This window comes from Bacteroides sp. AM07-18 (assembly GCF_003602695.1).
GTDB lineage: Bacteria > Bacteroidota > Bacteroidia > Bacteroidales > Bacteroidaceae > Bacteroides > Bacteroides uniformis.
Map to the genome: position 1 here is coordinate 25,980 of NZ_QTLM01000016.1, position 23,930 is coordinate 49,909.

Genomic DNA, 23,930 nt, shown 5'->3' on the forward strand with positions numbered 1-23,930 from the left:
GTCGGGATTCTTTTGAAAGAAAAAATCCGCGTTATCCGCGTCTAAAAAATGAAATCATCACTTTACTTACTCCTTCACCACTTTCTGCACCAACTTCTCATCAGCCACATACGGCATCGTGATATAATAGCCGTCTGCATGCGTACGGTTAAACTCCTCGCTCGTCTCCATGGCATGCGGATTGCGTGCCCACGAACGGCGGGCCACACCACCCATCACATCCCACAACATAGCGGAACGCAGGATTTCGTCTACCCGCTCACTGCCGTCGCACACCATGCCGAAACCGCCGTTGATGGCTTTTCCGATACCTACGCCACCTCCATTGTGCAAGGCCACCAAGCTCATGCCACGCGCACAGTTTCCAGCAAAACACTGCACCGCCATATCTGCCATGACATTACTGCCGTCCTTGATATTGGATGTTTCACGGAATGGAGAGTCTGTACCGCTGACATCGTGATGGTCGCGTCCCAACATAATGGGGCCGACCTCTCCCTTACGCACCATTTCATTGAAGCGCAAAGCTATATTCATACGTCCCACGGCATCCTGATAAAGAATACGAGCCTGCGTGCCTACCACCAAGTTGTTTTTCTCCGCATCACGAATCCAATTATAGTTATCCAAATCTTGCCCGCGACGTGTAGGGTCGATACATTCCATCGCCGCACGGTCGGTCTTCACCAAGTCTTCATGTTTTCCACTGAGGCACACCCAGCGGAACGGACCATAACCATAATCAAACAGTTCCGGTCCCATTATGTCTTCCACATAGCTGGGAAAGATGAAGCCGTTCTTATCATCTCCGTCCCGAGCAATTTCGCTCACGCCGGCATCGTAGACGGCTTTCATGAAGGAGTTCCCATAATCGAAGAAGTACGCGCCGTGTTCCACCAGCCTTTTTATAGCCTTGAAATGACGCTCCAAGGAAGCATCCACCAGACACCGGAACTTCGACGGATTCTCGTGCAGCATATGGGTACGCTGCTCAAACGTCAGTCCGGCAGGACAGTAACCGCCCTCATAGGTGGCATGGCAGGAAGTCTGGTCGGAAAGTAAATCTATGTGCAACTGCTTCTGCACCGCATATTCCAGCAAATCGACGACATTGCCGTGATAGGCCACAGAAACCGGGCGACACTCGTCCATAGCTTGTCGAGCCAGCGAAAAGGCTTCTTCCAGAGAATCTGTAACGTGTCCCACCCAGCCCTGGGTATGGCGGGTTTCGATGCGGGAAGCATCCACCTCGGCAATGATTGCCGCCGCCCCTGCCATCTCGGCAGCTTTGGGCTGCGCACCGCTCATGCCTCCCAGACCGGAAGAAACAAACAAGCGTCCGCGCAAATCGCCATCTTGCGGAATGCCCAGTTTCAGACGGCCTGCATTCAGCAACGTATTGAACGTGCCGTGCACGATACCCTGCGGACCGATGTACATCCAGCCGCCGGCAGTCATCTGCCCGTAGTTGGCAACGCCCATCTGCATAGCGGTGTGCCAGTCCTTCTGATTATCATAGAGCCCCACCATCAGCGCATTGGTAATGATGACACGGGGCGCCTCGGGCTTGGACTTGAAAAGCCCCAACGGATGTCCGCTTTCGATGACCAGTGTCTGTTCGCGCGTCAACACTTCGAGGTACTGCTTGATGAGCCGGTATTGCATCCAGTTCTGGCAGACCTGTCCCGTCTCACCATAGGTAACTAATTCATACGGATAAAGGGCGATGTCGAAACAAAGATTATTGTCAATCATCACCTGGAATGCCTTGCCTTCAATGCAGTTCCCCTTGTATTCGTCGATGGGTTTCGCTTTGAGGTCGCCCTGCGGGCGGTAGCGGTAGCCATAGATACGTCCACGTGTACGCAGTTCTTCCATGAACTCCGGAGCGAGGGTTTCGTGCAGCTCTTTGGGGATGTAGCGCAAAGCGTTCTTCAATGCCGTAGCCGTCTGCGCAGGGGTAAGGGTGTAGCCACGGTCGGGTGCCCGCCGGATACCCTCGACAAAGGAAGGATAGGAAGGCAATGTTTTACTTAAGGTTATCTCCATGTCCTATAAAGATTAAGGATTTACAAAGTGTCAGCCCACGAAGGCTATATTTGCCGCAATATAGAAATAAATCCCGATATTCGCAATGGAATGCCAGGATTATTTATCTTTTAGTCAGAAACCGACCAAAACACTTCGCCCGCCCCCCGCTGTTTGTTACAACGCTTTTATCAGAGATTATCCCAGAACCTGCAAACATTTCAGATGTTTTTGCCTCCACACACTACATTTTATCAAAATAATCTCTATATTTGTGAAACTCTTCCAAAAAAAGACGAGATAAAATCATTAAAAGCCAAAAGAATATAACTATGAAAAACTTACTATCAAGTATCATCCTGACAATCGGCATGCTTAGCTGTGCTAGTTGCACAGACCTTATGAAGGACGACGGTTCCAGAGGATTTGCCAACGTGGCCACCATCGTGGGAGATGCAGAAAACGGTTTCTACTGCTACCAGAGACACTATGCCGGTCTGGTTGTTTCGCACAGCAAGGAACTTGCCGGCAAGGAACGGGGTTACTTCAACTTTTATTACACAGAAGACGACTGGACCACCTCTACCAATGGCATGAAATATATCGACAATGCGCAGGTCTATACAATAGAGGCATACGAAACAGTTCATCCCCTCACCCAGGAGGAAGCGGATGCCGGACACATCACCGGCAATGAAAATTGTACTATTCCCCAATCATTGTCTATAGATTATGCCTCTTACGGCTATGTGGATTTACAGGCCGGATTCTCCACCTTCAACCACATAAACGGCGAAATCCACAACGGAGAAGTGAATCTGGTATACGACGCAACCAAGCAGGAACCGGACACGCTCAGACTGCAACTTTGCTACAATCCGCGCATTCCCGACGGATGGACAAAAACAAGCCATCACTTCCGTACCGTATCATGCGATATCTCTTCTCTATCTTCTCTCCAACAATGGAGCGATTCGCTGACCCTCGTCATTGATGACGGAAGCAAAAAGAAGCATCTGAGAAGAATGAGCCGGAACGACTTCTTGAAACCCAGCCCCGAGACTAAATAACCAAAATCAAAGCATTTTTTTCTTTATTCAGTCTTCGTTGGTTTTGGCATACCTCAAGAGTAGCTCTCCTCTTTTAAGAGTCAGACTGTCCTGCGTCAGTTTTTCTATTGTCAGCGTATCCGTAAAAGAAATATTCTGGTGATTGCCGATGCTGGTACCTGAAAGTAACAACCGGTTTCCTACTTTTTTCCATGCCTCATATTTCAAGGTGGCCATGTTAATGGAAGAGGCGCTTCCGTCCCCATCAAGAACGAAACCTTGTTGCATACCGGACATTCCCGGAACCGGCTCCACCCAAGAGCCTTCAATGGAGGCATTGTTGCAAGCAGTCAAAGCAACCATGCCAAGAACAGCAGTTAAATCTCTCAATCTTTTCATGTCTCTTTTCTTTTTAAAACTATATTTCTAAACAAAGGAACTCTTGTATTTCCTCTATGTTCCTGCAAAAATAATGTTTTTACGGGAGCTTCCATATATTGAAGAGTCTTTTCACAAAACAAATTATGAATATTTATTTGGAAATTATTCAAGCTAGCATTACCTTTGCGCCGAAATTCAAAAAACGATATGAACCAGTCCTTAACTACAACATACAATACGCGCAATGCTGCATGGGGCAACAAGACCTTATGCGGCCATTTCATAGTGCACGTACATTGGTTCAGCGGATTCATTTAACTACCCTGCAATTTACATTTTACTATTTTGCACTTCCCTTACCGAGAAAAGGAGGGAGAAATGCCGTGTATGGGGTTTCCATTCGGAAAAACCGGACTAACCTATGTATTCACCAAAAAGAAGAAGAAAACTTATGTTTACAATTATATCTATCATGTTTATAGGAATCGGTATCGGATACCTGATGCGTAACGTACAGATGTTGCAAAAAGTGGAGAAAAGCGCCTCGCTCACCATCTTACTGCTGCTCTTTGTACTCGGCGTATCCATCGGTTCCAACCGTCTGATTGTTGACAATCTGGGAAGATTCGGGTGGCAGGCCGCCGTACTGGCCTCACTGAGCATTACGGGCAGTATGCTGGCCTCACTGATGGTGTTTCACCTATTTTTCAAGAAAGGAGAGAAGAGATGAAGGGAAGTTTGACGGTTGTTGCATTTTTCTGTGCCGGCTGCCTGATGGGAGTAGCCAATGATTTTCAGTTCGACCTGCACGACTTATCCATGTATGTGCTCTATGCATTGATGTTCCAGGTGGGCATCGGCATCGGGAGCAACAAGAAACTGAAGGAGCTGGTCAAGAGCCTGCGGCCCAAAATGCTTTTGGTGCCGATGGCCACCATTGTGGGAACGCTGTTGTTCTCCGCCTTCGCCAGTCTGCTGTTGAGCCAATGGAGTGTGTTCGACTGCATGGCGGTGGGTAGCGGATTTGCTTATTATTCGCTTTCCTCCATTCTGATTACGCAATTCAAGGAACCTTCCATAGGCCTGCAACTCGCCACGGAGCTGGGCACCATCGCCCTGCTTGCCAATATCTTCCGTGAAATGATGGCTTTGCTGGGTGCACCGCTCATCCGGAAATATTTCGGCAAACTGGCACCTATATCGGCGGCAGGGGTCAATTCGATGGATGTACTTCTACCCTCCATCACCCAATATTCCGGAAAGGACGTGATTCCTATCGCTATATTCCACGGAATATTAATTGATATGAGTGTACCGGTATTCGTATCCTTCTTCTGCAATCTGTAAACAGCAGGCCGAAAAGAGGGAGATAAGGCCTCATTGTATTCATACTGTAACAACGTGAACAACAGCGACTTCTCACTGCAAAGTGAGTGCATGCATTTTGCAGTGCCACTGCATACCGTTTGCAGCATCACTGCATACCTATTTGCAGTGATACTGCAACTGCTTTGCAGCGCGACTGCAACGGGTTTGCAGTGACGCTGCAAAAGGTGTGCAGTGACTTTGCAGCCGGTCACCAAGCTACCGCATACTCGTAGTGGTCGAACTTAGGCTTGGTGCCTATGCCTACCGCTTTGAATACCCGGGCTATCCGCTGCTGTTCTTCGGGAGAGATAGGGCGCTCGCCCTTGCGGCAATGATAGTAATAGCGTTCACAAGAGAAGCATCCCATCACGCGATGGCGCACGGTGAAAAGCAGCTTGGCGGGTACTTCGTCGAAAAGGCGTGTCATACCGCGGGCATAGTGCAGCTGCTCGCTGGAGCGGTAACAGGCACAGGTGGAGGACCCGGACAAGCTGCCGACATAAAAAGGATTCACCGCACGAACGGACTGTGGCTGGGGGCCTTCACTCTCGGACAACAGTTGTGCCGCTATCGCCCGCAGGCAGGAAGAGGCTTTGGGGCACTTTCCGTTACCCGCAAAGCAGTATTCGTACCCATCGGGCACGTCTTGCAATAATATCATCTTATTAATGATTAATGATTAGTGATTAATGGACGGAGTGCACGCAGATACTTGCCGATGACCTCTGCCGACTCGCTTGTTTCTTTCTCGAATTCGGCGTGCAGTGTCGGGTATCCGGCAAGCAATTGCATCATTCGCTCACGTCCCACGAACTCGGACTTTCCGGTTTCGGGATTCAGTTCGTAATAGACGCGGGCATGCACCAGTCCCGAAGCATTGATGGCGTCTCCCACTTCACCGCCCAATCGTGTGGCATCATCGGGAGTCATGGTACTGGTGGCTGCTTGTCCCACAGGCTGTGCACAGAAGTAAACCTTGCCGCCGAGCCACATGGCAGGTGCATACCACTGCCCGAAGCGATAACGCTTATAGCGCATCTTACGGCAATTGACATAAAGCGAGGTATCTACCCGTACAGCATAACAACGGGACTTCAAATAACGGCAAAGACCGGGATTGTCGTCTACCGTAATACGATAATCGGCACCGCCCATGAGGTAAATCTGGTTCTTTGTACGCTTCTCAATCTTCAGTGTGGTAACCGTATCGCCACGGTTCTCCACCAACTCTTTCAGATTGGAATACATTACCTGTTGCGCCCCCACCGGCAAAACCGCCAGCAACATCAGAACGCCTGACAACCAACTCTTCTTCATATCCCAACCTCCTCTTTTCTGAAACTTTGTTTTAGTGAGCGAAAGGTACATTTTTTATCGGAAGTAGACAAAAAATCGCGGAAAAAACAATTGGAAATGTATATCTTTGCCTTAAACTTAACATGTATGGAGCAAATAAATACGATAGATAAAATCAGCGCCGTCTACCGCAACACGGCAGAAGAGGCAAGACAAGAACTGAATAAAGTACAACAGAAGATTTACCGCATCGGCAGCCTGCGCCTGCTGCTATTTGTGGCAGGAGTAGTAGGAATTATCTATTTCTGGAGCGAGAGCTGGGGTATACTGGCCTGCATTGCCCTCATCACCCTACTGCCGTTCCTATTTTTAATGAAATACCACAACCGGCTGTTCCATCGCAAGGACTATCTAGAAAAGAAGATGGAAATCAACGAGCAGGAACTCGCCGCTCTGGATTACGATACGTCTTCTTTCGATGACGGCGAAGCATACATCGACCCCACCCATCTCTACACCTATGATTTGGATGTTTTCGGTCCGCATTCCCTTTTCCAGTACATCAACCGTACCTGCACACAGCCCGGGAAACACCGCCTCGCCCACTGGCTGGGGAAACATCTCGAGAGAAAGGAAGAAATCATCCGCCGACAAGAAGCCGTCAGTGAACTGGCTCCGGAACTGAAATTCCGTCAGCGCTTCCGTATCCTCGGCCTGCTGTACAAAGGAAAAGCCGCCGATGAAACAGAACTGTGCCAATGGGCGGAAAGTCCGAGCATCTTCCGGAGCCGGAAATTACTGCGCCTCCTGCCGGTACTGGTGACGGGAGCCAACCTCATCTGCCTCGCACTCGTCATGGCAGGAATTCTGTCCGCAAGTATCTACGGCATCATCTGGACCTGCTTCGTCATCGCCGGCTTCGGCTTCACTGGCAAAGTCACCAAGATGCAGGCCATCTATGGCAAAAAACTGCAAATTCTCTCCACCTACGCCGCCCTGCTCCACCTCATGGAAAAGCAGCCTGCACAAGCCACCCTGCTCAAAGAGATAAAACAACAGATTGGCGGAGAAAAACGGAAAGCCTCCCACTCCATCAGCAGGCTGAACAAGCTCATGGATGAACTCGACCAACGCAACAATGTCTTTATGTACGTCATTCTGAACGGCCTCTTCTTCTGGGAGCTGCGTCAAATCATGCGCATTGAAACCTGGAAAGAGCAATATGCCGCTGAACTGCCCGGGTGGCTCGATGCCATCGGACAAATGGATGCGCTCAACTCACTGGCAACATTTGCCTATAATCATCCGGACTATATTTACCCAAAGATAGTTCAAGCGGAAAGAAAGGGGAAAGGAAACCTGAATAAAGAAGAAGAAAGCAATTCTGAAACGGAAGCACCCATCAATGCCCCTTCCTCCTTCCGTCTCCGTGCCGAAGCCCTGGGCCATCCGCTGATGAACCGAGACCGCTGTGTCCGCAATGACATCGACATGGTGAAACGACCGTTTTTCATCATCGTCACCGGCGCCAACATGGCAGGGAAAAGCACCTATCTGCGTACGGTGGGCATCAATTACCTCCTTGCCTGCATCGGCGCCCCCGTCTGTGCCCGCCAAATGGAAATATGCCCGGCCCGGCTCATCACTAGCCTGCGTACCTCGGATTCACTGAACGACAACGAGTCCTACTTCTTTGCCGAACTCAAACGTCTGAAACTCATCATAGACAAGCTGCAGGCTGGTGAGGAGCTTTTCATCATCCTCGACGAAATTCTGAAAGGTACCAACTCCATGGACAAGCAGAAAGGCTCCTTTGCCCTTATCAAGCAATTCATGACTTTGCAGGCCAATGGCATCATTGCCACCCACGACCTACTGCTGGGAACACTCATCGACCTCTTCCCCGATGACATCCGCAACTATCGCTTCGAAGCAGACATTACAGACAATGAACTGACATTCTCCTACCGCTTGCGCCCAGGCATCGCCCAGAATATGAACGCCTGCTTCCTGATGAAAAAAATGGGGATTGCCGTTGCCGACTAATCCCCACCACAGTTAAAGTCAAGTCTAACTCTTTGACTGATTATGCTGTTTTACATTTCTCCAGGAAAGTAGATACTGCAACCGCATCGCTACCCGTATAGTAGCGTACGGAAGTTACCGGAGTATACGTGTAAGGCACAAACTGATACAACTGTACAGCCGCAAATTTATTGTCCTGCGAAATCATGACATCCATGCGCACATTTCCACTGCCGCTACTTTTTATTTCAGTCTCGCCATTCAGCTGTTCATTCTCAATCATATCTGTAAGTTTGCCCAAATATTTCAAATCGAAGAAAACACTGCGTTCCTTGGTCACACTGCCCGTCGGCAAATAGACCACTTCCTTCGATTTCCAAAACAGACGGAACACGCCAAGCAAGACGAATGCCGTACCCAGCACCATCAAAGCCATGCTGAGAGTGGAAGATTTATCACTCACCTCAAAAATGGATGCAAAAATAAAAACACCGACCAGCAGCATAGCTACTGAAAAGATAAGTCCTGAAACACTGGTACGCTTTACAATATCGGGATGTGAAGACGCAAAAAGAGTTGCGTCAATAGTTTGAGTTGCCATAATTATAATATGTTTTAATGAATTTATTAGAAATAGAAAATACAGTATTTCCCTGCAAAAACACATAGTCTGACCATACACAAGGGAAAAAGGAAGATTCAATAAAACACTAAATGAGAATACGCCTTAGCGTGAAAATGTAATATTCGCACACCGGCTGGCAACGATAATAGGCAGTGGCATCATAGAGTTTCTCACGATGCAGAGACAAAACAGCCGCTCGCTGGGCCAGTTTGTCAATCCAGTCCTTTAAAGAAAATATATATTCCGTGGTAGAAATGCGCTGTATACGGGAGTACGTCAGCGAATGTAATTGTCCACCCATGCCCGCCAGCTCTGCATCCGGCAGATAAGGCAATTGAGGCATCGCAATATAGGCATCAGTCTGCTCATGTACGGCAATAGTATTCTCACTCACAACATTCCCACCACTCGCCGCTTTATTGGCAAATGTATCGCTTACAGTCTGCCATAAAGCCAATGCAAGCACCATGAATCCTATGAATCTTAAGAATTTAGCCATATCTATGTGCAAATATAACAGTTTCTTTCAGGAATTTGTTTAATGCACACATCTTTTAATGTTTCTTGGATGATTTATAGGAAATAAAAAGCCGCTCCAAACAAATTGGAACGGCTTCTATATATAAAAAGAATAGTTGAATTATTCAGCTTTAGCTTCCTCAGCAGCAGGAGCTTCTGCAACTGGTGCAGCAGTTTCTGCAGCAGGAGTAGCTTCAGTAGCAGCAGCTTTCTTTGAACGGCGGGTACGAGTAGCCTTCTTGGCAACCTTTTCCTTAGCCATGTTTTCGTTGTAGTCAACGAGTTCAATGAAGCACATTTCAGCGTTGTCACCCAAACGGTTACCAGTCTTGATAATACGAGTGTAACCACCCGGACGATCAGCAATCTTCACAGAGATTTCTTTAAACAATTCAGTTACAGCATACTTGTCTTGCAAATTGCTAAATACAACACGACGGGAATTAGTCGTATCGTCTTTAGCCTTTGTAATCAAAGGCTCAACAAACTTCTTCAAAGCTTTAGCCTTTGCAACGGTCGTAGTGATTCTTTTGTGCTTAATCAAAGAACACGCCATATTAGCCAACATAGCGTTTCTATGAGAGGCAGTACGACCCAAATGGTTGAATTTCTTATTATGTCTCATTTTTTATTCTTTATCTAATTTATATTTAGAAATATCAGTTCCAAACGACAGATTCAGACTTTCCAGCAAATCATCAAGCTCGGTAAGCGATTTCTTTCCGAAGTTTCTGAATTTCAGCAAATCCGTCTTGTTGAATTGTACCAAGTCACCAAGAGTCTCTACATCTGCAGCCTTCAGACAGTTGAGGGCACGTACAGAGAGATCCATATCAACGAGCTTAGTCTTCAGCAACTGACGCATGTGCAATACTTCTTCATCAAACTCTTCATTGCCGTCAACATCATTTGTTTCCAGCGTGATCTTCTCGTCAGAGAAAAGCATGAAGTGATAAATCAGAATCTTTGCAGCTTCTTTCAGGGCTTCTTTCGGATGAATGGAACCGTCGGTAGTAATCTCAAGTACCAGTTTCTCGTAGTCGGTCTTCTGCTCTACACGGAAGTTCTCTACCTGATACTTCACATTACGTATCGGAGTATAAATAGAATCGATAGGAATTACGTTCACATCGGTGCAATATTCGCGGTTTTCGTCAGCAGGAACATAACCACGACCTTTGTTGATCGTAATATCTATCTGCATAGTCGACTTTGAATCTAAATGACAAATAACTAATTCAGGATTTAACACTTCAAATCCAGTCAAATACTTACCTATGTCACCTGCTTTAAATTCACTTGAATTCTCGACTGTAATACTTACTTTCTCACTCTCGAATTCTTCAACTACTTGCTTGAATCTCACTTGTTTCAGATTCAAGATAATGTTAGTAACATCCTCTTTTGCCCCCGGAACACTGGAAAATTCATGCTCAACACCGTCTATCTTGATAGTAGTGATAGCAAAACCTTCCAATGAAGAAAGCAGGATGCGGCGCAGTGCATTACCCACGGTAATACCGAAACCGGGCTCCAACGGACGAAATTCGAATTTTCCGAATCTAGAGTCCGCTTCCAACATTAATACTTTATCAGGTTTTTGAAATGCTAATATCGCCATGAAATTAATTATTATTTAGAATACAATTCTACGATCAAATGCTCTTTAATGTTTTCAGGAATGTCTGCTCTTTCAGGTACATGCAGCAATTTGCCTACCTTAGAGTTATCATCCCATTCCAACCAAGGATATTTGCTATGGTTAAAGCCAGCCAGTGAATTAGCGATAACTTCCAATGATTTGGATCTTTCACGAACACCGATCACCTGACCCGGTTTCACTGCATAAGAAGGAATATTCACAACCTCACCGTCTACAGTAATGTGCTTGTGGCTCACCAACTGACGAGCAGCTGCGCGAGTAGGAGCAATACCCAAACGGAATACGATATTGTCAAGGCGACCTTCCAACAATTGGAGAAGGATTTCACCAGTAATACCTTTAGCAGTCTCAGCCTTCTCAAACAAGTTGCGGAATTGTTTTTCCAAAACGCCATAAGTATATTTGGCTTTCTGTTTCTCACGAAGTTGAACACCGTATTCAGAAGTCTTTCTCTTTCTGGAATTACCGTGCTGTCCGGGAGGATAGTTCTTCTTTGACAATACTTTATCTGCTCCAAAGATACCTTCACCGAATTTACGGGCTATTCTTGATTTTGGTCCAGTATATCTAGCCATTTCTTTTAAATATTTAATTGTTTATTCATGAACTTGGGTTTGTTGCAGCCGCGATTGCAGAGAGAAAGTTTACAATCCAATAACAAAATCAAGTCTCACTTCTATTAAAGGTAAATTTTAAACTCTACGTCTTTTCGGAGGACGACAACCGTTGTGCGGAAGCGGAGTTACGTCAATGATTTCAGTAACCTCGATACCTGCACCGTGGATAGTTCTAATAGCAGACTCACGTCCGTTACCCGGGCCCTTCACATATGCTTTTACCTTTCTCAAGCCAAGATCGTATGCTATCTTAGCACAATCTTGAGCAGCCATCTGTGCTGCGTAGGGAGTGTTCTTCTTTGAACCTCTAAAACCCATCTTTCCGGCAGAAGACCAAGAAATGATCTGACCTTCGCTGTTTGCCAGAGAAACAATAATGTTGTTAAAAGATGAATGAACATGCAACTGTCCATTAGCATCAACCTTCACATTTCTCTTTTTTGCTGCAACTGTTTTTTTTGCCATATCAACAATTATTATTTAGTAGCTTTTTTCTTATTAGCAACGGTTTTCTTTCTACCCTTACGAGTACGGGCATTGTTCTTTGTGCTCTGACCTCTTACTGGAAGACCAATACGATGACGAACACCACGATAACAACCGATATCCATTAAACGCTTAATGTTCAATTGAACTTCAGAACGAAGATCACCTTCAACCTTATACTCTGCACCAATGATCTCACGAATCTTGGCAGCCTGATCATCCGTCCAGTCTTTTACTTTCAGGTCTCTGTCAACACCTGCTTTATCCAAAATTTTTGCTGAACTACTACGACCTATACCATATACATAGGTCAACGCAACTTCACCTCTCTTGTTTTGAGGCAAATCGACACCAACTATTCTTATAGCCATATACTAAATTATTTTTTTTGCAAAAATAATAATATTATCCTTGACGTTGTTTATACTTAGGATTTTTCTTGTTAATAACATACAAACGGCCATTACGTCTAACGATCTTACACTCTGGCGTACGTTTCTTTAAGGATGCTCTTACTTTCATATCTTAATTTTATTTATATCTAAATACAATTCTTCCTTTCGATAAATCGTAAGGAGACATTTCGACTCTTACTTTATCCCCTGGCAGGATTTTGATGTAATGCATCCGCATCTTACCGGAAATATGTGCAGTAATCTCATGTCCGTTTTCTAATTCAACACGAAACATTGCATTAGACAATGCTTCAACTATAACTCCATCTTGTTCTATTGCAGATTGCTTTGCCATATTAATTTCTTAAATTGCTTTATCTCCTAATACTTCTTCAATGAACTCGAATGATGACAATATATCAGCTTCACCAGTGCCGACTGCTATCGTATGTTCAAAATGAGCTGCACACTTGCGGTCTTTTGTCCTCACCGTCCAGCCATCACGCTCCATGAGTATTTGTCGGTTACCTAAAGTTATCATCGGTTCAATGGCAATGCACAAGCCTTTCTTCAGCATTGTCCCATAACCACGCTTTCCGTAATTGGGAACCTGAGGATCTTCATGCATTTCCTTGCCTATTCCGTGACCCACAAACTCACGCACCACACCATAAGAATTAGATTCGCAGTGCTGCTGTATCGCATAACCGATATCACCCAACCGCTTGCCGTGAACGGCATTCTGTATCCCTATGTACAATGCTTCTTTAGTAACCTTCAGTAATTTGCGGACTTCTTCGTCAACTTCACCTACACAAAACGTATAGGCTGAGTCGCCACAAAAGCCATTCATGTAAGTACCACAATCAACAGACACGATATCACCATCTTTCAGTACCACATCATCTCCCGGAATACCATGTACCACCTGGTCATTTACAGATGTGCAAATAGAAGCTGGAAACGGATCGCCATATTGATTAGGAAAACCTTTAAAGGTTGGAACAGCACCATTGTCTCTGATGAACTCTTCCGCCACCCTATCCAGCTCTTTTGTTGTCACTCCGGGCTTTATAACCTTAGCTATCTCAGCCAACGTCTTTCCAACAAGCAAATTACTCTTGCGGAGCAGCTCTATTTCATCTTCTGTTTTAAGAAATATCATTCTTCAAAAAAGATTAATATGCAGCTACATTACCACTGCGGCCTTTAATACGTCCGGATTTCAGCAAACCGTCATAGTGTCTCATCAACAAATGACTTTCTACCTGCTGGAGAGTATCAAGCACCACACCCACAAGGATTAACAAAGATGTACCGCCAAAGAATTGAGCAAACTCAGCTTTCACACCGAATATACCGGCAAACGCAGGCATAATGGCAACCAAGGCCAAGAAGAAAGAACCAGGCAAAGTAATACGCGACATAATCACGTCAATATACTCAGCAGTTTGCTTTCCTGGCTTGATACCCGGAATAAAACCATTGTTTCTCTTCATATCTTCAGCCATCTGAGTCGGGTTAATAGTAATTGCAGTATAGAAATACGTAAACAATATAATCAACACTGCAAAAATCAAATTATACCAAAAGCTTGTATGATCAGTCAATGCACGTACGAAACCACTTGCATCATTTACATTTGAGAACCCAACAAGAGTGATAGGAATAAACATGATAGCCTGAGCAAAAATGATAGGCATCACGTTAGCAGCATTCACCTTCAAAGGAATATACTGTCTAGCACCGCCATATTGCTTGTTACCCACGATCTTCTTCGCATATTGTACAGGAATCTTTCTAGTTCCCTGCACCAAAAGAATAGCGAATGCAATAACAACCAGCAGAACAACAAGCTCAATCAAGAACATTACCAGACCACCAGTCTTGTCCGTCATACGGGAAATCAATTCCTGGAATAAGGACTGTGGCAGACGGGCGATGATACCAATCATGATAATCAGCGAAATACCATTACCGATACCCTTATCCGTAATTCTCTCACCAAGCCACAAAATAAACATACTTCCAGCCGCTAAAATAATGGTAGAAGTAAACATAAACAGAGTCCAATCTAATGAAGCATTTAAAGAAGGACCAGCCTGCATCTTAAGATTGAGCAAATAAGAAGGAGCCTGAACCAAAAGAATAAGAATCGTCAGATAACGAGTATATTGATTCATTTTTCTTCTACCACTCTCACCTTCGCGCTGCAATTTCTGGAAATACGGAACCGCAATACCCAGCAACTGAATCACAATGGAGGCAGAGATGTACGGCATGATACCCAATGCAAAAATAGAGGCATTGGAAAATGCTCCTCCGGAAAACATATTTAACAAGGCTAAAAGACCTTCGCTTGTCTGTTGATGCAATTGTGTCAGCATTGACGGATTGATACCCGGCAAAACGACATACGAACCAAAACGGTAGATTGCCACAAACAATATGGTAATGAGGATCCGTTGTCTCAGATCCTCAATTTTCCATATATTCTTTAATGTTTCAATAGCTTTTCTCATTGAATTAGAGTTTTACTACTTGTCCACCAGCAGCTTCGATGGCAGCAACAGCAGTCTTAGAAAATGCATGTGCTTGTACATCCAACTTAGCAGTCAAAGTTCCGTTACCTAATACTTTTACCAACTGGCTTGCAGAAATGAAACCAGCAGCAATGAAGTCACTGATACCTACAGTCTGCAAGTTCTTTGCTTCAGCCAATTTCTGAATTGTATCCAAGTTGATAGCCTTATACTCTACACGATTGATATTTTTAAAGCCAAACTTAGGTACACGACGTTGAAGAGGCATCTGACCACCTTCAAAACCGATTTTCTTAGAGTATCCAGATCTTGATTTAGCTCCTTTATGACCTCTAGTAGAAGTACCTCCCAAGCCAGAACCCGGACCACGTCCAATTCTCTTTCTTGTTTTAGTAGATCCCTCTGCAGGTTTTAAATTACTTAAGTTCATATTGTAATTCGTTTTATATTCAACAAATAATTACTTAACAATGGTAACCAAGTGTTTAACCTTATCCACCATTCCAAGAATTGAAGGAGTGCATTCGTGTTCAACCACACGATTCAACTTATGAAGTCCCAGTGCATCGAGAGTTCTCTTCTGATCAGCAGGAGCACCAATTCTACTTTTAACTTGTTTAATCTTTATAGTCGACATATTCTTCCTCCTTATCCTCTAAATACTTTTTCCATACTAACTCCTCTGTTCTGGGCAACCATACGAGCATCGCGCATTTCACTCAATGCCAAGATAGTAGCCTTTACCAAGTTGTGCGGGTTGGAAGAACCTTTTGACTTAGCCAAAACGTCTGTTACACCAACACTTTCCAATACGGCACGCATTGCACCGCCAGCAACAACACCAGTACCGTGAGAAGCCGGTTTAATAAATACTTCAGCGCCACCGAACTTTGCAGACTGTTCGTGAGGAACTGTACCTTTCAGTACAGGCACTCTTGTCAGGTTTTTCTTTGCAGATTCAACACCTTTGGCAATAGCAGCGGTTACTTCACCAGCTTTACCAAGGCCCCAACCGATGATGCCTTCTTCGTTTCCTACTACCACAATAGCAGAGAAACTAAAAGTTCTACCACCTTTGGTTACTTTGGTTACACGATTAATAGCAACCAATCTGTCTTTCAGCTCTATATCGTTTGTAATCTTAACTCTATTATTAAGTCCTGCCATAATGATTAAAATTTAAGTCCACCGTTACGGGCAGCATCAGCCACCTCTTTTACTCTCCCATGATACAAGTAACCATTACGGTCGAAAACAACAGTAGTAATACCTGCTTCCTGAGCTTTTTTCGCAATCAGTTCACCTACTTTAGCAGCTTGTTCCTTCTTAGGCATTTTTTCAGTCATACCCAACGAAGAAGCGGCAGCCAATGTCTTACCGGACAAGTCATCGATAATCTGAACATAGATTTGCTTGTTACTTCTAAATACACTCATACGCGGGCATTCAGTAGTACCTGAAATTTTGTTGCGTACTCTATATTTGATCTTAATTCGTCTTTCTATTTTTGTTGTCATAATAATATCAATTTAAATGATTATTTAGCACCAGCTGATTTACCAGACTTTCTACGAATTTCTTCGCCAACAAACTTAATACCCTTACCCTTATACGGTTCAGGCTTACGGAAAGAACGTATTTTAGAGCAAACTTGACCAAGTAACTGCTTGTCGCAAGATTCCAATATAATCAAAGGATTCTTGTTTCTTTCAGACTTAGTCTCAACTTTAACTTCAGGAGGCAACTGTATAAAGATACTGTGAGTATAACCTAAAGCCAGTTCAATGATATTTCCCTGGTTAGAGGCACGGTAACCTACACCGACAAGTTCCAATTCTTTCTTATATCCTTCTGATACACCAACAACCATGTTGTGCACCAATGAACGGTATAATCCATGGAATGCATGCTTTTGCTTGGGGTTATCCAGCATTGCATTTTCATTCTCAGCCAAAACAACATGACCGTCTTCGATGGTAACATTGATAGCAGGATTTACATATTGGCTCATTTCGCCTTTGGGTCCCTTAACGGTAACCACGTCATCTTTCAGAGTAACTGTTACTCCAGCGGGAACACTAATGGGTAATTTTCCTATTCTTGACATTGCTAATTCCTCCTATTAATATACATAACACAAAACTTCACCACCAATCTTCAGTTCAGCGGCTTCTTTGTTGGTCATTACACCCTTGGAAGTAGATATTATAGCAATACCCAAACCATTAATAACACGCGGCATGTCTTTATAACCGGTATATTGACGCAAACCCGGAGAAGAGATTCTCTCCAGCTTCTTGATTGCGTTAACCTTGTTTACCGGATCATACTTCAAGGCAACTTTGATTGTACCTTGAGGACCATCTTCTACAAACTTATAATTAAGAATGTAGCCCTTTTCAAAAAGAATCTTAGTGATTTCTTTTTTCAAATTAGAAGCCGGAACTTCCACAACTCTGTGCTTCGCTTGAATAGCGTTCCGCAACCTCGTCAAATAATCTGCTATTGGATCAGTCATATAAAAAATAAATTAAATTAATCAGGCCTACCCTGACAATATTTAAAAACAATAATTACCAGCTTGCTTTCTTTACACCGGGAATAAGACCGTTAGAAGCCATCTCACGGAACTGGATTCTGGAGATGCCAAACTGACGGATATATCCTTTGGGACGACCTGTCAGCTTGCAACGGTTGTGCATGCGAATCGGGTTAGAATTTTTAGGCAAATCCTGCAATTTCTGTGCAGCTTCAAAAGCTTCAGCAGGATCACCGGTTCTAACGATTTGCTTCAACGCAGCTCTTTTCTCGGCATATCTGGCTACTAATTTAGCACGCTTTACTTCGCGTGCTTTCATTGATTCCTTTGCCATATTATCAATCTTTTTTAGCGTTTTTAAACGGTAAACCGAATTCTTTCAACAAGGCATACCCTTCTTCATCTGTTTGCGCAGAGGTTACAAAGGTAATATTCATTCCGAGAATTCTAGTAATACTATCGATATTAATTTCAGGGAAAATGATTTGTTCCTGAATACCAAGGGTATAGTTACCCTTACCATCGAACTTACTTTCAATACCCTTGAAGTCGCGGATACGAGGCAGAGCTACACGAACCAACTTTTCAAGGAATTCGTACATTCTCTCACGACGCAGAGTTACCATAACGCCAATCGGCATTTTCTTACGCAACTTAAAGTTTGCAATATCCTTACGAGAAATGGTTGCCACGGCTTTCTGGCCAGTGATAGTAGTCATTTCATTAATTGCCACTTCAATAATCTTCTTGTCGGCAACAGCCATACCCAGACCCTGATTGATAACAATCTTCTTAAGTACGGGTATCTGCATAGAAGAAGAATACTGGAACTGTGATTTCAATGCAGGCGCAATACGCTCTGCATATTCTTTCTTAAGGCTAGCAGTATTACTCATTACTTAATCTCCTCTCCTGATTTTTTAGAATAACGCACTAAAGTGCCTTCAGCACTTACTTTTCTACCAACACGCGTTGCTTTGCCAGTCTTTGGATCAACGGGGTTCAAGTTTGACAAGTGGATAGAAGCTTCTTGCTTCACAATACCACCTTGCGGGTTCTTAGCATTCGGTTTTGTGCTCTTAGACACCATGTTGATACCTTCAACGATTGCGCGGTTTTTATCAACAAGAACCTTCAATACACGACCAGTCTTACCCTTGTCTTCACCGGAGTTTACATAAACTGTATCGCCTTTTTTAATATGTAATTTACTCATTACTCAAATCTTTTACAATATTAAAGTACTTCAGGAGCGAGTGACACAACTTTCATGTTAGTAGCACGAAGTTCACGAGCTACCGGACCGAAAATACGACTACCTCTAATTTCACCTGCATTGTTCAACAACACGCAAGCATTATCATCAAAACGTATGTAAGAGCCATCAGCACGACGGATTTCTTTCTTAGTACGTACGATCAAAGCTTTAGACACTGCACCTTTTTTAATATCACTTGAAGGGATAACGCTCTTAACAGAAACGACAATCACGTCCCCTACTGAAGCATAGCGACGACCTGTACCACCCAAAACGCGGATACAGAGAGCCTCTTTTGCCCCACTATTATCACATACTGTAAGTCTGGATTCTACTTGTATCATAATTACTTAGCTCTTTCAATTATTTCTACCAATCTCCATCTCTTAGTCTTGCTCAAAGGACGAGTTTCCATGATGTGTACAGTATCGCCGATATTGCACTCATTCTTTTCATCATGAGCATGGTACTTCTTCGTCTTGCTAACGAACTTACCATATATGGGGTGTTTCTCCTTAAACTTAGCTGCTACTGTAATGGTCTTATCCATCTTGTTGCTCAGCACAACCCCAGTTCTTTCTTTTCTTAAATTTCTTGCTTCCATCAAGCTCATCATTTATTGTTAAGTTCTCTTTGGCGTAATTCAGTCTTCATACGCGCAATAGTCCTGCGTAATTGTTTGATCTGAGCAGGATTATCCAAAGGAGAAATAGAATGATTTAAAATCACTTGGTTGTAATTAGCTACTTCTGCTTCAACTCTTTCTACCAAGTCACTGGTAGGCATCTCTTTAATTTCTGCTGTTTTCATACTTCTTACGCATTTTGATTTTGAATATCATAATCACGTCTAACCACAAACTTAGTTGTGATAGGAAGCTTCTGTGCAGCCAAGCGCAAAGCTTCTTTAGCGATTTCATAAGATACTCCTTCGGCTTCGATAATAATTCTACCCGGTGTAACAGGCGCTACGAATCCTTCCGGCGCACCCTTACCCTTACCCATACGCACATCAGCAGGCTTTCTGGTGATAGGTTTGTCGGGGAAAATACGAATCCAAATCTGTCCTTGACGTTGCATATATCTTGTCACTGCAATACGCGCAGCTTCAATCTGACGGCCTGTAATCCATTTCGTTTCCAAGGCCTTAATACCAAAAGATCCGAAAGCCAACTGGTTTCCTCTTTGGGCATTACCCTTTTGACGGCCTTTTTGTTGTCTTCTGAATTTTGTTTTTTTCGGTTGTAACATAATTCCTAAAAATCAAATTCGTTAGCGATTATTTTTCTTTCTTTTGAAGTTCTTTCCGCCATTGTTTCCGCTATTGCTTCCACGACCACTTTCCTTGCTTTGCGTAAAGTTCGGAGCCAACTCCTTCTTACCATAAACTTCACCTCTACAAATCCAAACTTTAATGCCGAGAAGACCAACCTTAGTCAATGCTTCTGCATGACAATAGTCGATATCTGCTCTGAAAGTGTGCAACGGAGTTCTTCCTTCCTTATACATTTCAGAACGGGCCATTTCTGCACCATTCAAACGTCCTGAAATCTGAATCTTGATACCTTCCGCACCCATACGCATTGTATTGGCAATAGCCATCTTGATGGCACGACGGTAGGCTATTTTGCCTTCAACCTGACGGGCAATGTTGTTAGCCACGATAACAGCATCCAACTCTGGTCTCTTAACTTCGAAGATATTAATCTGAATATCCTTATCAGTAACCTTCTTCAACTCCTCTTTCAACTTGTCAACTTCTTGGCCACCTTTGCCGATAATGATACCCGGACGTGCAGTACAAACGGTAATAGTCACGAGTTTCAGTGTACGTTCAATTACAATTCTTGACACACTAGCCTTTGCCAGACGAGCGTTCAAATATTTACGAATCTTGCTATCTTCCAGCAGAGAATCGCCGTAATTCTTTCCACCATACCAATTGGAATCCCATCCTCTGATAATTCCTAAACGGTTGCTTATTGGATTAACTTTTTGTCCCATTTACCTTAATTTTGATCTTCGTTATTACTTTTAGAACCAACGAACAACGTTACGTGGTTTGAACGTTTACGAATTCTGTAACCTCTACCCTGCGGAGCCGGTCTCATTCTTTTGAGTGTAGCACCACCATCAACAAAAATCTTGGTTACGAACAGCTCGCCACTTTCAGCTTTACGTTCGTTTTTCTGCTCCCAGTTAGCAATTGCAGAGCGCAGCAACTTTTCCACTCTTGCGGCAGCCTCTTTTGAAGAGAACTTCAAAACGCCGAGTGCTCTGTTCACCTCCATCCCGCGAATCATGTCAGCCACGAGACGCATTTTACGGGGGGAAGTAGGAACATTTTGCAATTTCGCAAAATACATGGTCTTAAGGGCTTCTTTTCTTTTTTCAGCCGATATTTTTTTTCTTGCTCCCATTATATTATTACTTTATTATTTCAGATAAATCCTGTTTTATTTTTTCTTGTTACCAGCGTGTCCTCTGAAAGTACGAGTTGGAGCAAATTCGCCCAACTTGTGTCCTACCATATTTTCGGTAACATAAACAGGAATAAATTTATTTCCGTTGTGAACTGCAACAGTATGGCCTACGAAATCAGGCGAAATCATTGAAGCTCTGGCCCAGGTCTTAACTACCACTTTCTTGCCCGATTCATTCATGGCAAGCACTTTCTTCTCAAGCTTAACGTTAATATACGGACCTTTTTTTAATGAACGACTCATAATTTACTCAATTAATCAGATTACTTCTTTCTTCTCTCAATAATATACTTAGACGATTGTTTCTTCGGAGCTCTTGTCTTAAGACCCTTAGCGTACAATCCCTTACGAGATCTCGGGTGTCCTCCTGAAGCACGTCCTTCACCACCACCCATCGGGTGATCAACCGGGTTCATAACAACACCACGGTTACGCGGACGACGTCCTAACCAACGAGAACGTCCAGCTTTACCTGAACTTTCCAATCCATGATCTGAGTTACCTACACTACCAATAGTAGCCTTACAAGTACTGAGGATCTGACGAACCTCACCTGAAGGCAACTTGATAACGCAGTACTTACCTTCTCTAGAAGTCAACTGAGCGAAGTTACCAGCCGAGCGAACCAAGGCAGCGCCTTGTCCCGGACGTAATTCGATGTTGTGAATTACAGTACCGACCGGAATATTCTGAAGCGGAAGTGCGTTTCCGATTTCCGGAGCGGCAGTCTCACCTGACATCAAAGTCGTACCAACTTGCAATCCATTGGGAGCAATAATATATCTTTTTTCTCCATCTGCATAAAACAACAAAGCGATACGAGCCGAACGATTCGGATCGTATTCAATTGTTTTAACCACTGCAGGCACACCGTCTTTATTTCTCTTGAAATCTACGATACGAATAATCTTCTTACTACCGCCACCGATGTAGCGCATAGTCATCTTACCTTCGTTGTTACGACCACCTGAAGATTTCTTACCAAATACAAGAGACTTTTCTGGTACCCGTGCAGTAATCTCTTCGTAAGTACCAATAATTTTATGTCTTTGCCCCGGTGTTGTGGGCTTAAATTTACGTACTGCCATTTTTATTAAATATTGCTATAAAAATCAATAGTATCTCCTTCTTTCAACGTAACGATAGCCTTCTTGAACGCATTCGTACGTCCGTTGATGATACCGGCACGAGTATAGCGGCTCTTGTTTTTGCCGGCATACTTCATTGTATTCACATCAACTACTGTAACGTTGTAAAGGGCTTCAACTTCCTTCTTAATTTCCAGTTTATTAGCTTCAGGACGCACGATAAAGCCGAAACGATTATTCGTCTTATCAGTAATTGCAGTCATCTTCTCTGTCACTAACGGTTTAATAATAATTCCCATTATTTAAGCCTCCTTTTTACATTAAGATATTGTCGATAGCAGAAAGTGCACTTTCAGCAAACACAACGACCCCAGCGTCCAATACTCTGTAAGTATTTAACCCTGAGATAGTCTGCACATTAGCACCCTTCACATTACGAGCCGACAAATATACGTTTTTATTTGCTTCTGGTAAAATCACAAGCAGCTTTTTGTCAGAAACTTTAAGATTTTTTGTCATTGCAACAAAATCTTTAGTCTTCGGAGCTTCAAAAGAGAAGTCTTCTACTACTACAACTGCGTTGTTCTGAGCCTTGTATGACAAAGCTGACTTACGAGCCAGAGCCTTTACTTTTTTGTTTAATTTGAAGTAGTAATCTCTCGGTTTCGGACCGAATACGCGTCCACCACCAACAAGTACCGGTGAGTTCATGTCACCACGACGTGCACCACCACCACCTTTCTGGCGACCGATTTTACGAGTAGAACCACTGATTTCGCTTCTTTCCTTTGACTTGTGTGTACCCTGACGCTGGTTAGCCATAAACTGTTTAACATCCAAGTAGATAGCGTGGTCGTTGGGCTCAATTCCGAAGATAGACTCGTTTAACGTAATCTTTCTCCCAGTGTCTTCACCTTTAATGTTATATACGTTAACTTCCATTATTTCTCAATTATTACGATTGAACCTTTGCAACCAGGAACAGATCCCTTAATCAAAAGAAGATTGTGCTCCGCGATTACCTTTAATACCTGCAGGTTTTGAACAGTTACTCTGTCGCCACCAAGCTGTCCGCCCATGCGCATTCCTTTGAATACTTTTGCAGGGTAAGAACAAGCACCGATAGAACCCGGCTTACGAGCGCGGTTGTGCTGACCGTGAGTAGTCTGGCCTACACCACCAAAACCATGGCGTTTTACTACACCCTGGAAACCTTTACCCTTAGAAGTACCTACAACGTCAACAAAAGTTGCGTCATTGAACAGTTCTACGGTAACAGTGTCACCCAGATTCAACTCTGTTTCAAATTCTTTGAACTCAGCCAAGTGTTTCTTGGGAGTTACTCCAGCTTTCTTAAAGTGGCCCATCAAAGGCTTTGTAGTGTGCTTCTCCTTCTTGTCCTGGAAGCCCAGCTGAACAGCTTCATAACCGTCCTTTTCTACAGTTTTCACTTGAGTAACAACACAAGGACCTGCTTCGATAACAGTGCATGGTACATTCTTACCCTCGGCACTGAAAACGGATGTCATTCCGATTTTTTTTCCTAATAATCCTGGCATTTCACTTAA

At 43.8% G+C, this 23,930-nt stretch carries 39 protein-coding genes; 4 read left to right on the forward strand and 35 right to left on the reverse strand.

Annotated elements, in window-relative coordinates; genetic code table 11:
- Nucleotides 1–66 precede the first annotated feature (66 nt).
- Nucleotides 67–2,049, reverse strand: coding sequence for a urocanate hydratase (locus tag DW096_RS15885; protein WP_120028816.1), 1,983 nt, complete (start codon nucleotides 2,047–2,049; stop codon nucleotides 67–69).
- Nucleotides 2,050–2,360: 311 nt separating this feature from the next.
- On the opposite strand from DW096_RS15885, the gene DW096_RS15890 reads away from it, so the two are divergent.
- Nucleotides 2,361–3,098, forward strand: coding sequence for a hypothetical protein (locus tag DW096_RS15890; RefSeq protein ID WP_016271991.1), 738 nt, complete (start codon nucleotides 2,361–2,363; stop codon nucleotides 3,096–3,098).
- Between the two features lie 27 nt (nucleotides 3,099–3,125).
- On the opposite strand, the gene DW096_RS15895 is transcribed toward DW096_RS15890, so the two are convergent.
- A complete protein-coding gene (locus tag DW096_RS15895; RefSeq protein ID WP_005825659.1) occupies nucleotides 3,126–3,476 on the reverse strand; it encodes a lipocalin family protein in 351 nt (116 codons plus the stop codon).
- Between the two features lie 433 nt (nucleotides 3,477–3,909).
- Here DW096_RS15895 and DW096_RS15905 point away from each other — a divergent pair, with 433 nt between their 5' ends.
- Complete coding sequence (locus DW096_RS15905) at nucleotides 3,910–4,188, forward strand: LysO family transporter (RefSeq protein ID WP_005825664.1); 279 nt, start codon at nucleotides 3,910–3,912, stop codon at nucleotides 4,186–4,188.
- On the forward strand, nucleotides 4,185–4,805 hold the full coding sequence (locus DW096_RS15910) for a lysine exporter LysO family protein (protein ID WP_005825665.1): 621 nt from the start codon (nucleotides 4,185–4,187) through the stop codon (nucleotides 4,803–4,805). Before DW096_RS15905 ends, DW096_RS15910 begins: the two co-directional genes overlap by 4 nt.
- A 229-nt stretch (nucleotides 4,806–5,034) precedes the next feature.
- Here the strand turns inward: DW096_RS15910 and DW096_RS15915 are convergent, their stop codons facing one another.
- Both DW096_RS15915 and DW096_RS15920 read right to left on the reverse strand, forming a co-directional pair.
- Nucleotides 5,035–5,487 (reverse strand): DUF6078 family protein, encoded by a 453-nt coding sequence (locus tag DW096_RS15915; RefSeq protein ID WP_117963536.1) that lies wholly within the window; start codon nucleotides 5,485–5,487, stop codon nucleotides 5,035–5,037.
- A gap of 11 nt (nucleotides 5,488–5,498) precedes the next feature.
- The gene (locus DW096_RS15920; protein WP_034529315.1) at nucleotides 5,499–6,143 is read right to left on the reverse strand and encodes a DUF6563 family protein; all 645 of its coding nucleotides are present in this window, start codon (nucleotides 6,141–6,143) and stop codon (nucleotides 5,499–5,501) included.
- A 126-nt stretch (nucleotides 6,144–6,269) separates the two neighbouring features.
- Here DW096_RS15920 and DW096_RS15925 point away from each other — a divergent pair, with 126 nt between their 5' ends.
- Nucleotides 6,270–8,168 carry a MutS family DNA mismatch repair protein gene (locus DW096_RS15925; protein ID WP_117963539.1) on the forward strand — a complete coding sequence of 633 codons (1,899 nt, stop codon included), beginning with the start codon at nucleotides 6,270–6,272 and terminating at the stop codon, nucleotides 8,166–8,168.
- Nucleotides 8,169–8,208: 40 nt separating this feature from the next.
- Here the strand turns inward: DW096_RS15925 and DW096_RS15930 are convergent, their stop codons facing one another.
- The 31 genes from DW096_RS15930 to rplC form a co-directional block, all read right to left on the reverse strand.
- On the reverse strand, nucleotides 8,209–8,748 hold the full coding sequence (locus DW096_RS15930; protein WP_117963535.1) for a hypothetical protein: 540 nt from the start codon (nucleotides 8,746–8,748) through the stop codon (nucleotides 8,209–8,211).
- A 109-nt stretch (nucleotides 8,749–8,857) separates the two neighbouring features.
- Nucleotides 8,858–9,271, reverse strand: coding sequence for a hypothetical protein (locus DW096_RS15935; protein WP_005825677.1), 414 nt, complete (start codon nucleotides 9,269–9,271; stop codon nucleotides 8,858–8,860).
- A 141-nt stretch (nucleotides 9,272–9,412) separates the two neighbouring features.
- A complete protein-coding gene (gene rplQ / locus DW096_RS15940; protein ID WP_005825680.1) occupies nucleotides 9,413–9,916 on the reverse strand; it encodes a 50S ribosomal protein L17 in 504 nt (167 codons plus the stop codon).
- 3 nt (nucleotides 9,917–9,919) lie between these two features.
- Complete coding sequence (locus DW096_RS15945) at nucleotides 9,920–10,912, reverse strand: DNA-directed RNA polymerase subunit alpha (RefSeq protein WP_005825683.1); 993 nt, start codon at nucleotides 10,910–10,912, stop codon at nucleotides 9,920–9,922.
- An 11-nt stretch (nucleotides 10,913–10,923) separates the two neighbouring features.
- A complete protein-coding gene (gene rpsD, locus DW096_RS15950; RefSeq protein ID WP_005825685.1) occupies nucleotides 10,924–11,529 on the reverse strand; it encodes a 30S ribosomal protein S4 in 606 nt (201 codons plus the stop codon).
- Between the two features lie 117 nt (nucleotides 11,530–11,646).
- The gene (rpsK, locus tag DW096_RS15955; protein ID WP_002558049.1) at nucleotides 11,647–12,036 is read right to left on the reverse strand and encodes a 30S ribosomal protein S11; all 390 of its coding nucleotides are present in this window, start codon (nucleotides 12,034–12,036) and stop codon (nucleotides 11,647–11,649) included.
- A gap of 11 nt (nucleotides 12,037–12,047) precedes the next feature.
- Complete coding sequence (gene rpsM / locus DW096_RS15960) at nucleotides 12,048–12,428, reverse strand: 30S ribosomal protein S13 (protein ID WP_004291218.1); 381 nt, start codon at nucleotides 12,426–12,428, stop codon at nucleotides 12,048–12,050.
- Nucleotides 12,429–12,462: 34 nt separating this feature from the next.
- A complete protein-coding gene (gene ykgO / locus DW096_RS15965; protein ID WP_002558051.1) occupies nucleotides 12,463–12,579 on the reverse strand; it encodes a type B 50S ribosomal protein L36 in 117 nt (38 codons plus the stop codon).
- A 9-nt stretch (nucleotides 12,580–12,588) separates the two neighbouring features.
- Nucleotides 12,589–12,807, reverse strand: coding sequence for a translation initiation factor IF-1 (infA, locus tag DW096_RS15970; RefSeq protein ID WP_002558052.1), 219 nt, complete (start codon nucleotides 12,805–12,807; stop codon nucleotides 12,589–12,591).
- A gap of 9 nt (nucleotides 12,808–12,816) precedes the next feature.
- Nucleotides 12,817–13,617, reverse strand: a complete 801-nt coding sequence (map, locus tag DW096_RS15975; RefSeq protein ID WP_005825687.1) for a type I methionyl aminopeptidase — start codon at nucleotides 13,615–13,617, stop codon at nucleotides 12,817–12,819.
- Between the two features lie 13 nt (nucleotides 13,618–13,630).
- Nucleotides 13,631–14,974 carry a preprotein translocase subunit SecY gene (gene secY / locus DW096_RS15980; protein ID WP_005825690.1) on the reverse strand — a complete coding sequence of 448 codons (1,344 nt, stop codon included), beginning with the start codon at nucleotides 14,972–14,974 and terminating at the stop codon, nucleotides 13,631–13,633.
- Nucleotides 14,975–14,978: 4 nt separating this feature from the next.
- On the reverse strand, nucleotides 14,979–15,425 hold the full coding sequence (gene rplO, locus DW096_RS15985; protein WP_005825692.1) for a 50S ribosomal protein L15: 447 nt from the start codon (nucleotides 15,423–15,425) through the stop codon (nucleotides 14,979–14,981).
- A gap of 30 nt (nucleotides 15,426–15,455) precedes the next feature.
- Nucleotides 15,456–15,632 carry a 50S ribosomal protein L30 gene (gene rpmD / locus DW096_RS15990; RefSeq protein ID WP_004291222.1) on the reverse strand — a complete coding sequence of 59 codons (177 nt, stop codon included), beginning with the start codon at nucleotides 15,630–15,632 and terminating at the stop codon, nucleotides 15,456–15,458.
- 11 nt (nucleotides 15,633–15,643) lie between these two features.
- Nucleotides 15,644–16,162 carry a 30S ribosomal protein S5 gene (rpsE, locus tag DW096_RS15995; RefSeq protein WP_005825693.1) on the reverse strand — a complete coding sequence of 173 codons (519 nt, stop codon included), beginning with the start codon at nucleotides 16,160–16,162 and terminating at the stop codon, nucleotides 15,644–15,646.
- 5 nt (nucleotides 16,163–16,167) lie between these two features.
- Nucleotides 16,168–16,512, reverse strand: a complete 345-nt coding sequence (rplR, locus tag DW096_RS16000; RefSeq protein ID WP_005656518.1) for a 50S ribosomal protein L18 — start codon at nucleotides 16,510–16,512, stop codon at nucleotides 16,168–16,170.
- Nucleotides 16,513–16,532: 20 nt separating this feature from the next.
- Nucleotides 16,533–17,102: a 50S ribosomal protein L6 gene (gene rplF / locus DW096_RS16005; RefSeq protein ID WP_009037301.1), complete on the reverse strand. Its 570-nt coding sequence runs from the start codon at nucleotides 17,100–17,102 to the stop codon at nucleotides 16,533–16,535.
- Nucleotides 17,103–17,117: 15 nt separating this feature from the next.
- Complete coding sequence (gene rpsH / locus DW096_RS16010) at nucleotides 17,118–17,513, reverse strand: 30S ribosomal protein S8 (RefSeq protein ID WP_004291226.1); 396 nt, start codon at nucleotides 17,511–17,513, stop codon at nucleotides 17,118–17,120.
- A gap of 55 nt (nucleotides 17,514–17,568) precedes the next feature.
- Nucleotides 17,569–17,868 (reverse strand): 30S ribosomal protein S14, encoded by a 300-nt coding sequence (rpsN, locus tag DW096_RS16015; protein ID WP_005825697.1) that lies wholly within the window; start codon nucleotides 17,866–17,868, stop codon nucleotides 17,569–17,571.
- Nucleotides 17,869–17,872: 4 nt separating this feature from the next.
- The gene (gene rplE, locus DW096_RS16020) at nucleotides 17,873–18,430 is read right to left on the reverse strand and encodes a 50S ribosomal protein L5 (protein WP_005825698.1); all 558 of its coding nucleotides are present in this window, start codon (nucleotides 18,428–18,430) and stop codon (nucleotides 17,873–17,875) included.
- Nucleotides 18,430–18,750, reverse strand: coding sequence for a 50S ribosomal protein L24 (rplX, locus tag DW096_RS16025; RefSeq protein ID WP_005825699.1), 321 nt, complete (start codon nucleotides 18,748–18,750; stop codon nucleotides 18,430–18,432). The genes rplE and rplX overlap by 1 nt, the downstream gene beginning before the upstream one ends.
- Nucleotides 18,751–18,770: 20 nt before the next feature.
- On the reverse strand, nucleotides 18,771–19,136 hold the full coding sequence (gene rplN / locus DW096_RS16030) for a 50S ribosomal protein L14 (RefSeq protein ID WP_005825700.1): 366 nt from the start codon (nucleotides 19,134–19,136) through the stop codon (nucleotides 18,771–18,773).
- A 2-nt stretch (nucleotides 19,137–19,138) separates the two neighbouring features.
- Nucleotides 19,139–19,408 carry a 30S ribosomal protein S17 gene (rpsQ, locus tag DW096_RS16035; RefSeq protein ID WP_005825701.1) on the reverse strand — a complete coding sequence of 90 codons (270 nt, stop codon included), beginning with the start codon at nucleotides 19,406–19,408 and terminating at the stop codon, nucleotides 19,139–19,141.
- Nucleotides 19,405–19,602: a 50S ribosomal protein L29 gene (rpmC, locus tag DW096_RS16040; RefSeq protein ID WP_005825702.1), complete on the reverse strand. Its 198-nt coding sequence runs from the start codon at nucleotides 19,600–19,602 to the stop codon at nucleotides 19,405–19,407. Before rpmC ends, rpsQ begins: the two co-directional genes overlap by 4 nt.
- A gap of 5 nt (nucleotides 19,603–19,607) precedes the next feature.
- Nucleotides 19,608–20,042, reverse strand: a complete 435-nt coding sequence (gene rplP / locus DW096_RS16045; protein WP_004291234.1) for a 50S ribosomal protein L16 — start codon at nucleotides 20,040–20,042, stop codon at nucleotides 19,608–19,610.
- A 21-nt stretch (nucleotides 20,043–20,063) separates the two neighbouring features.
- A complete protein-coding gene (gene rpsC / locus DW096_RS16050) occupies nucleotides 20,064–20,795 on the reverse strand; it encodes a 30S ribosomal protein S3 (RefSeq protein WP_004291235.1) in 732 nt (243 codons plus the stop codon).
- A 5-nt stretch (nucleotides 20,796–20,800) separates the two neighbouring features.
- Entirely contained in the window at nucleotides 20,801–21,211 is a 411-nt protein-coding gene (gene rplV, locus DW096_RS16055) for a 50S ribosomal protein L22 (protein WP_004291236.1), read from the reverse strand.
- 36 nt (nucleotides 21,212–21,247) lie between these two features.
- The gene (gene rpsS / locus DW096_RS16060; protein WP_002558070.1) at nucleotides 21,248–21,517 is read right to left on the reverse strand and encodes a 30S ribosomal protein S19; all 270 of its coding nucleotides are present in this window, start codon (nucleotides 21,515–21,517) and stop codon (nucleotides 21,248–21,250) included.
- A gap of 20 nt (nucleotides 21,518–21,537) precedes the next feature.
- Entirely contained in the window at nucleotides 21,538–22,362 is an 825-nt protein-coding gene (gene rplB / locus DW096_RS16065; RefSeq protein WP_005825705.1) for a 50S ribosomal protein L2, read from the reverse strand.
- Between the two features lie 5 nt (nucleotides 22,363–22,367).
- Entirely contained in the window at nucleotides 22,368–22,661 is a 294-nt protein-coding gene (gene rplW / locus DW096_RS16070; protein ID WP_005825706.1) for a 50S ribosomal protein L23, read from the reverse strand.
- Between the two features lie 16 nt (nucleotides 22,662–22,677).
- Nucleotides 22,678–23,304, reverse strand: a complete 627-nt coding sequence (rplD, locus tag DW096_RS16075) for a 50S ribosomal protein L4 (protein WP_005825707.1) — start codon at nucleotides 23,302–23,304, stop codon at nucleotides 22,678–22,680.
- Complete coding sequence (rplC, locus tag DW096_RS16080; RefSeq protein WP_005825708.1) at nucleotides 23,304–23,921, reverse strand: 50S ribosomal protein L3; 618 nt, start codon at nucleotides 23,919–23,921, stop codon at nucleotides 23,304–23,306. The genes rplD and rplC overlap by 1 nt, the downstream gene beginning before the upstream one ends.
- Nucleotides 23,922–23,930: the final 9 nt, after the last annotated feature.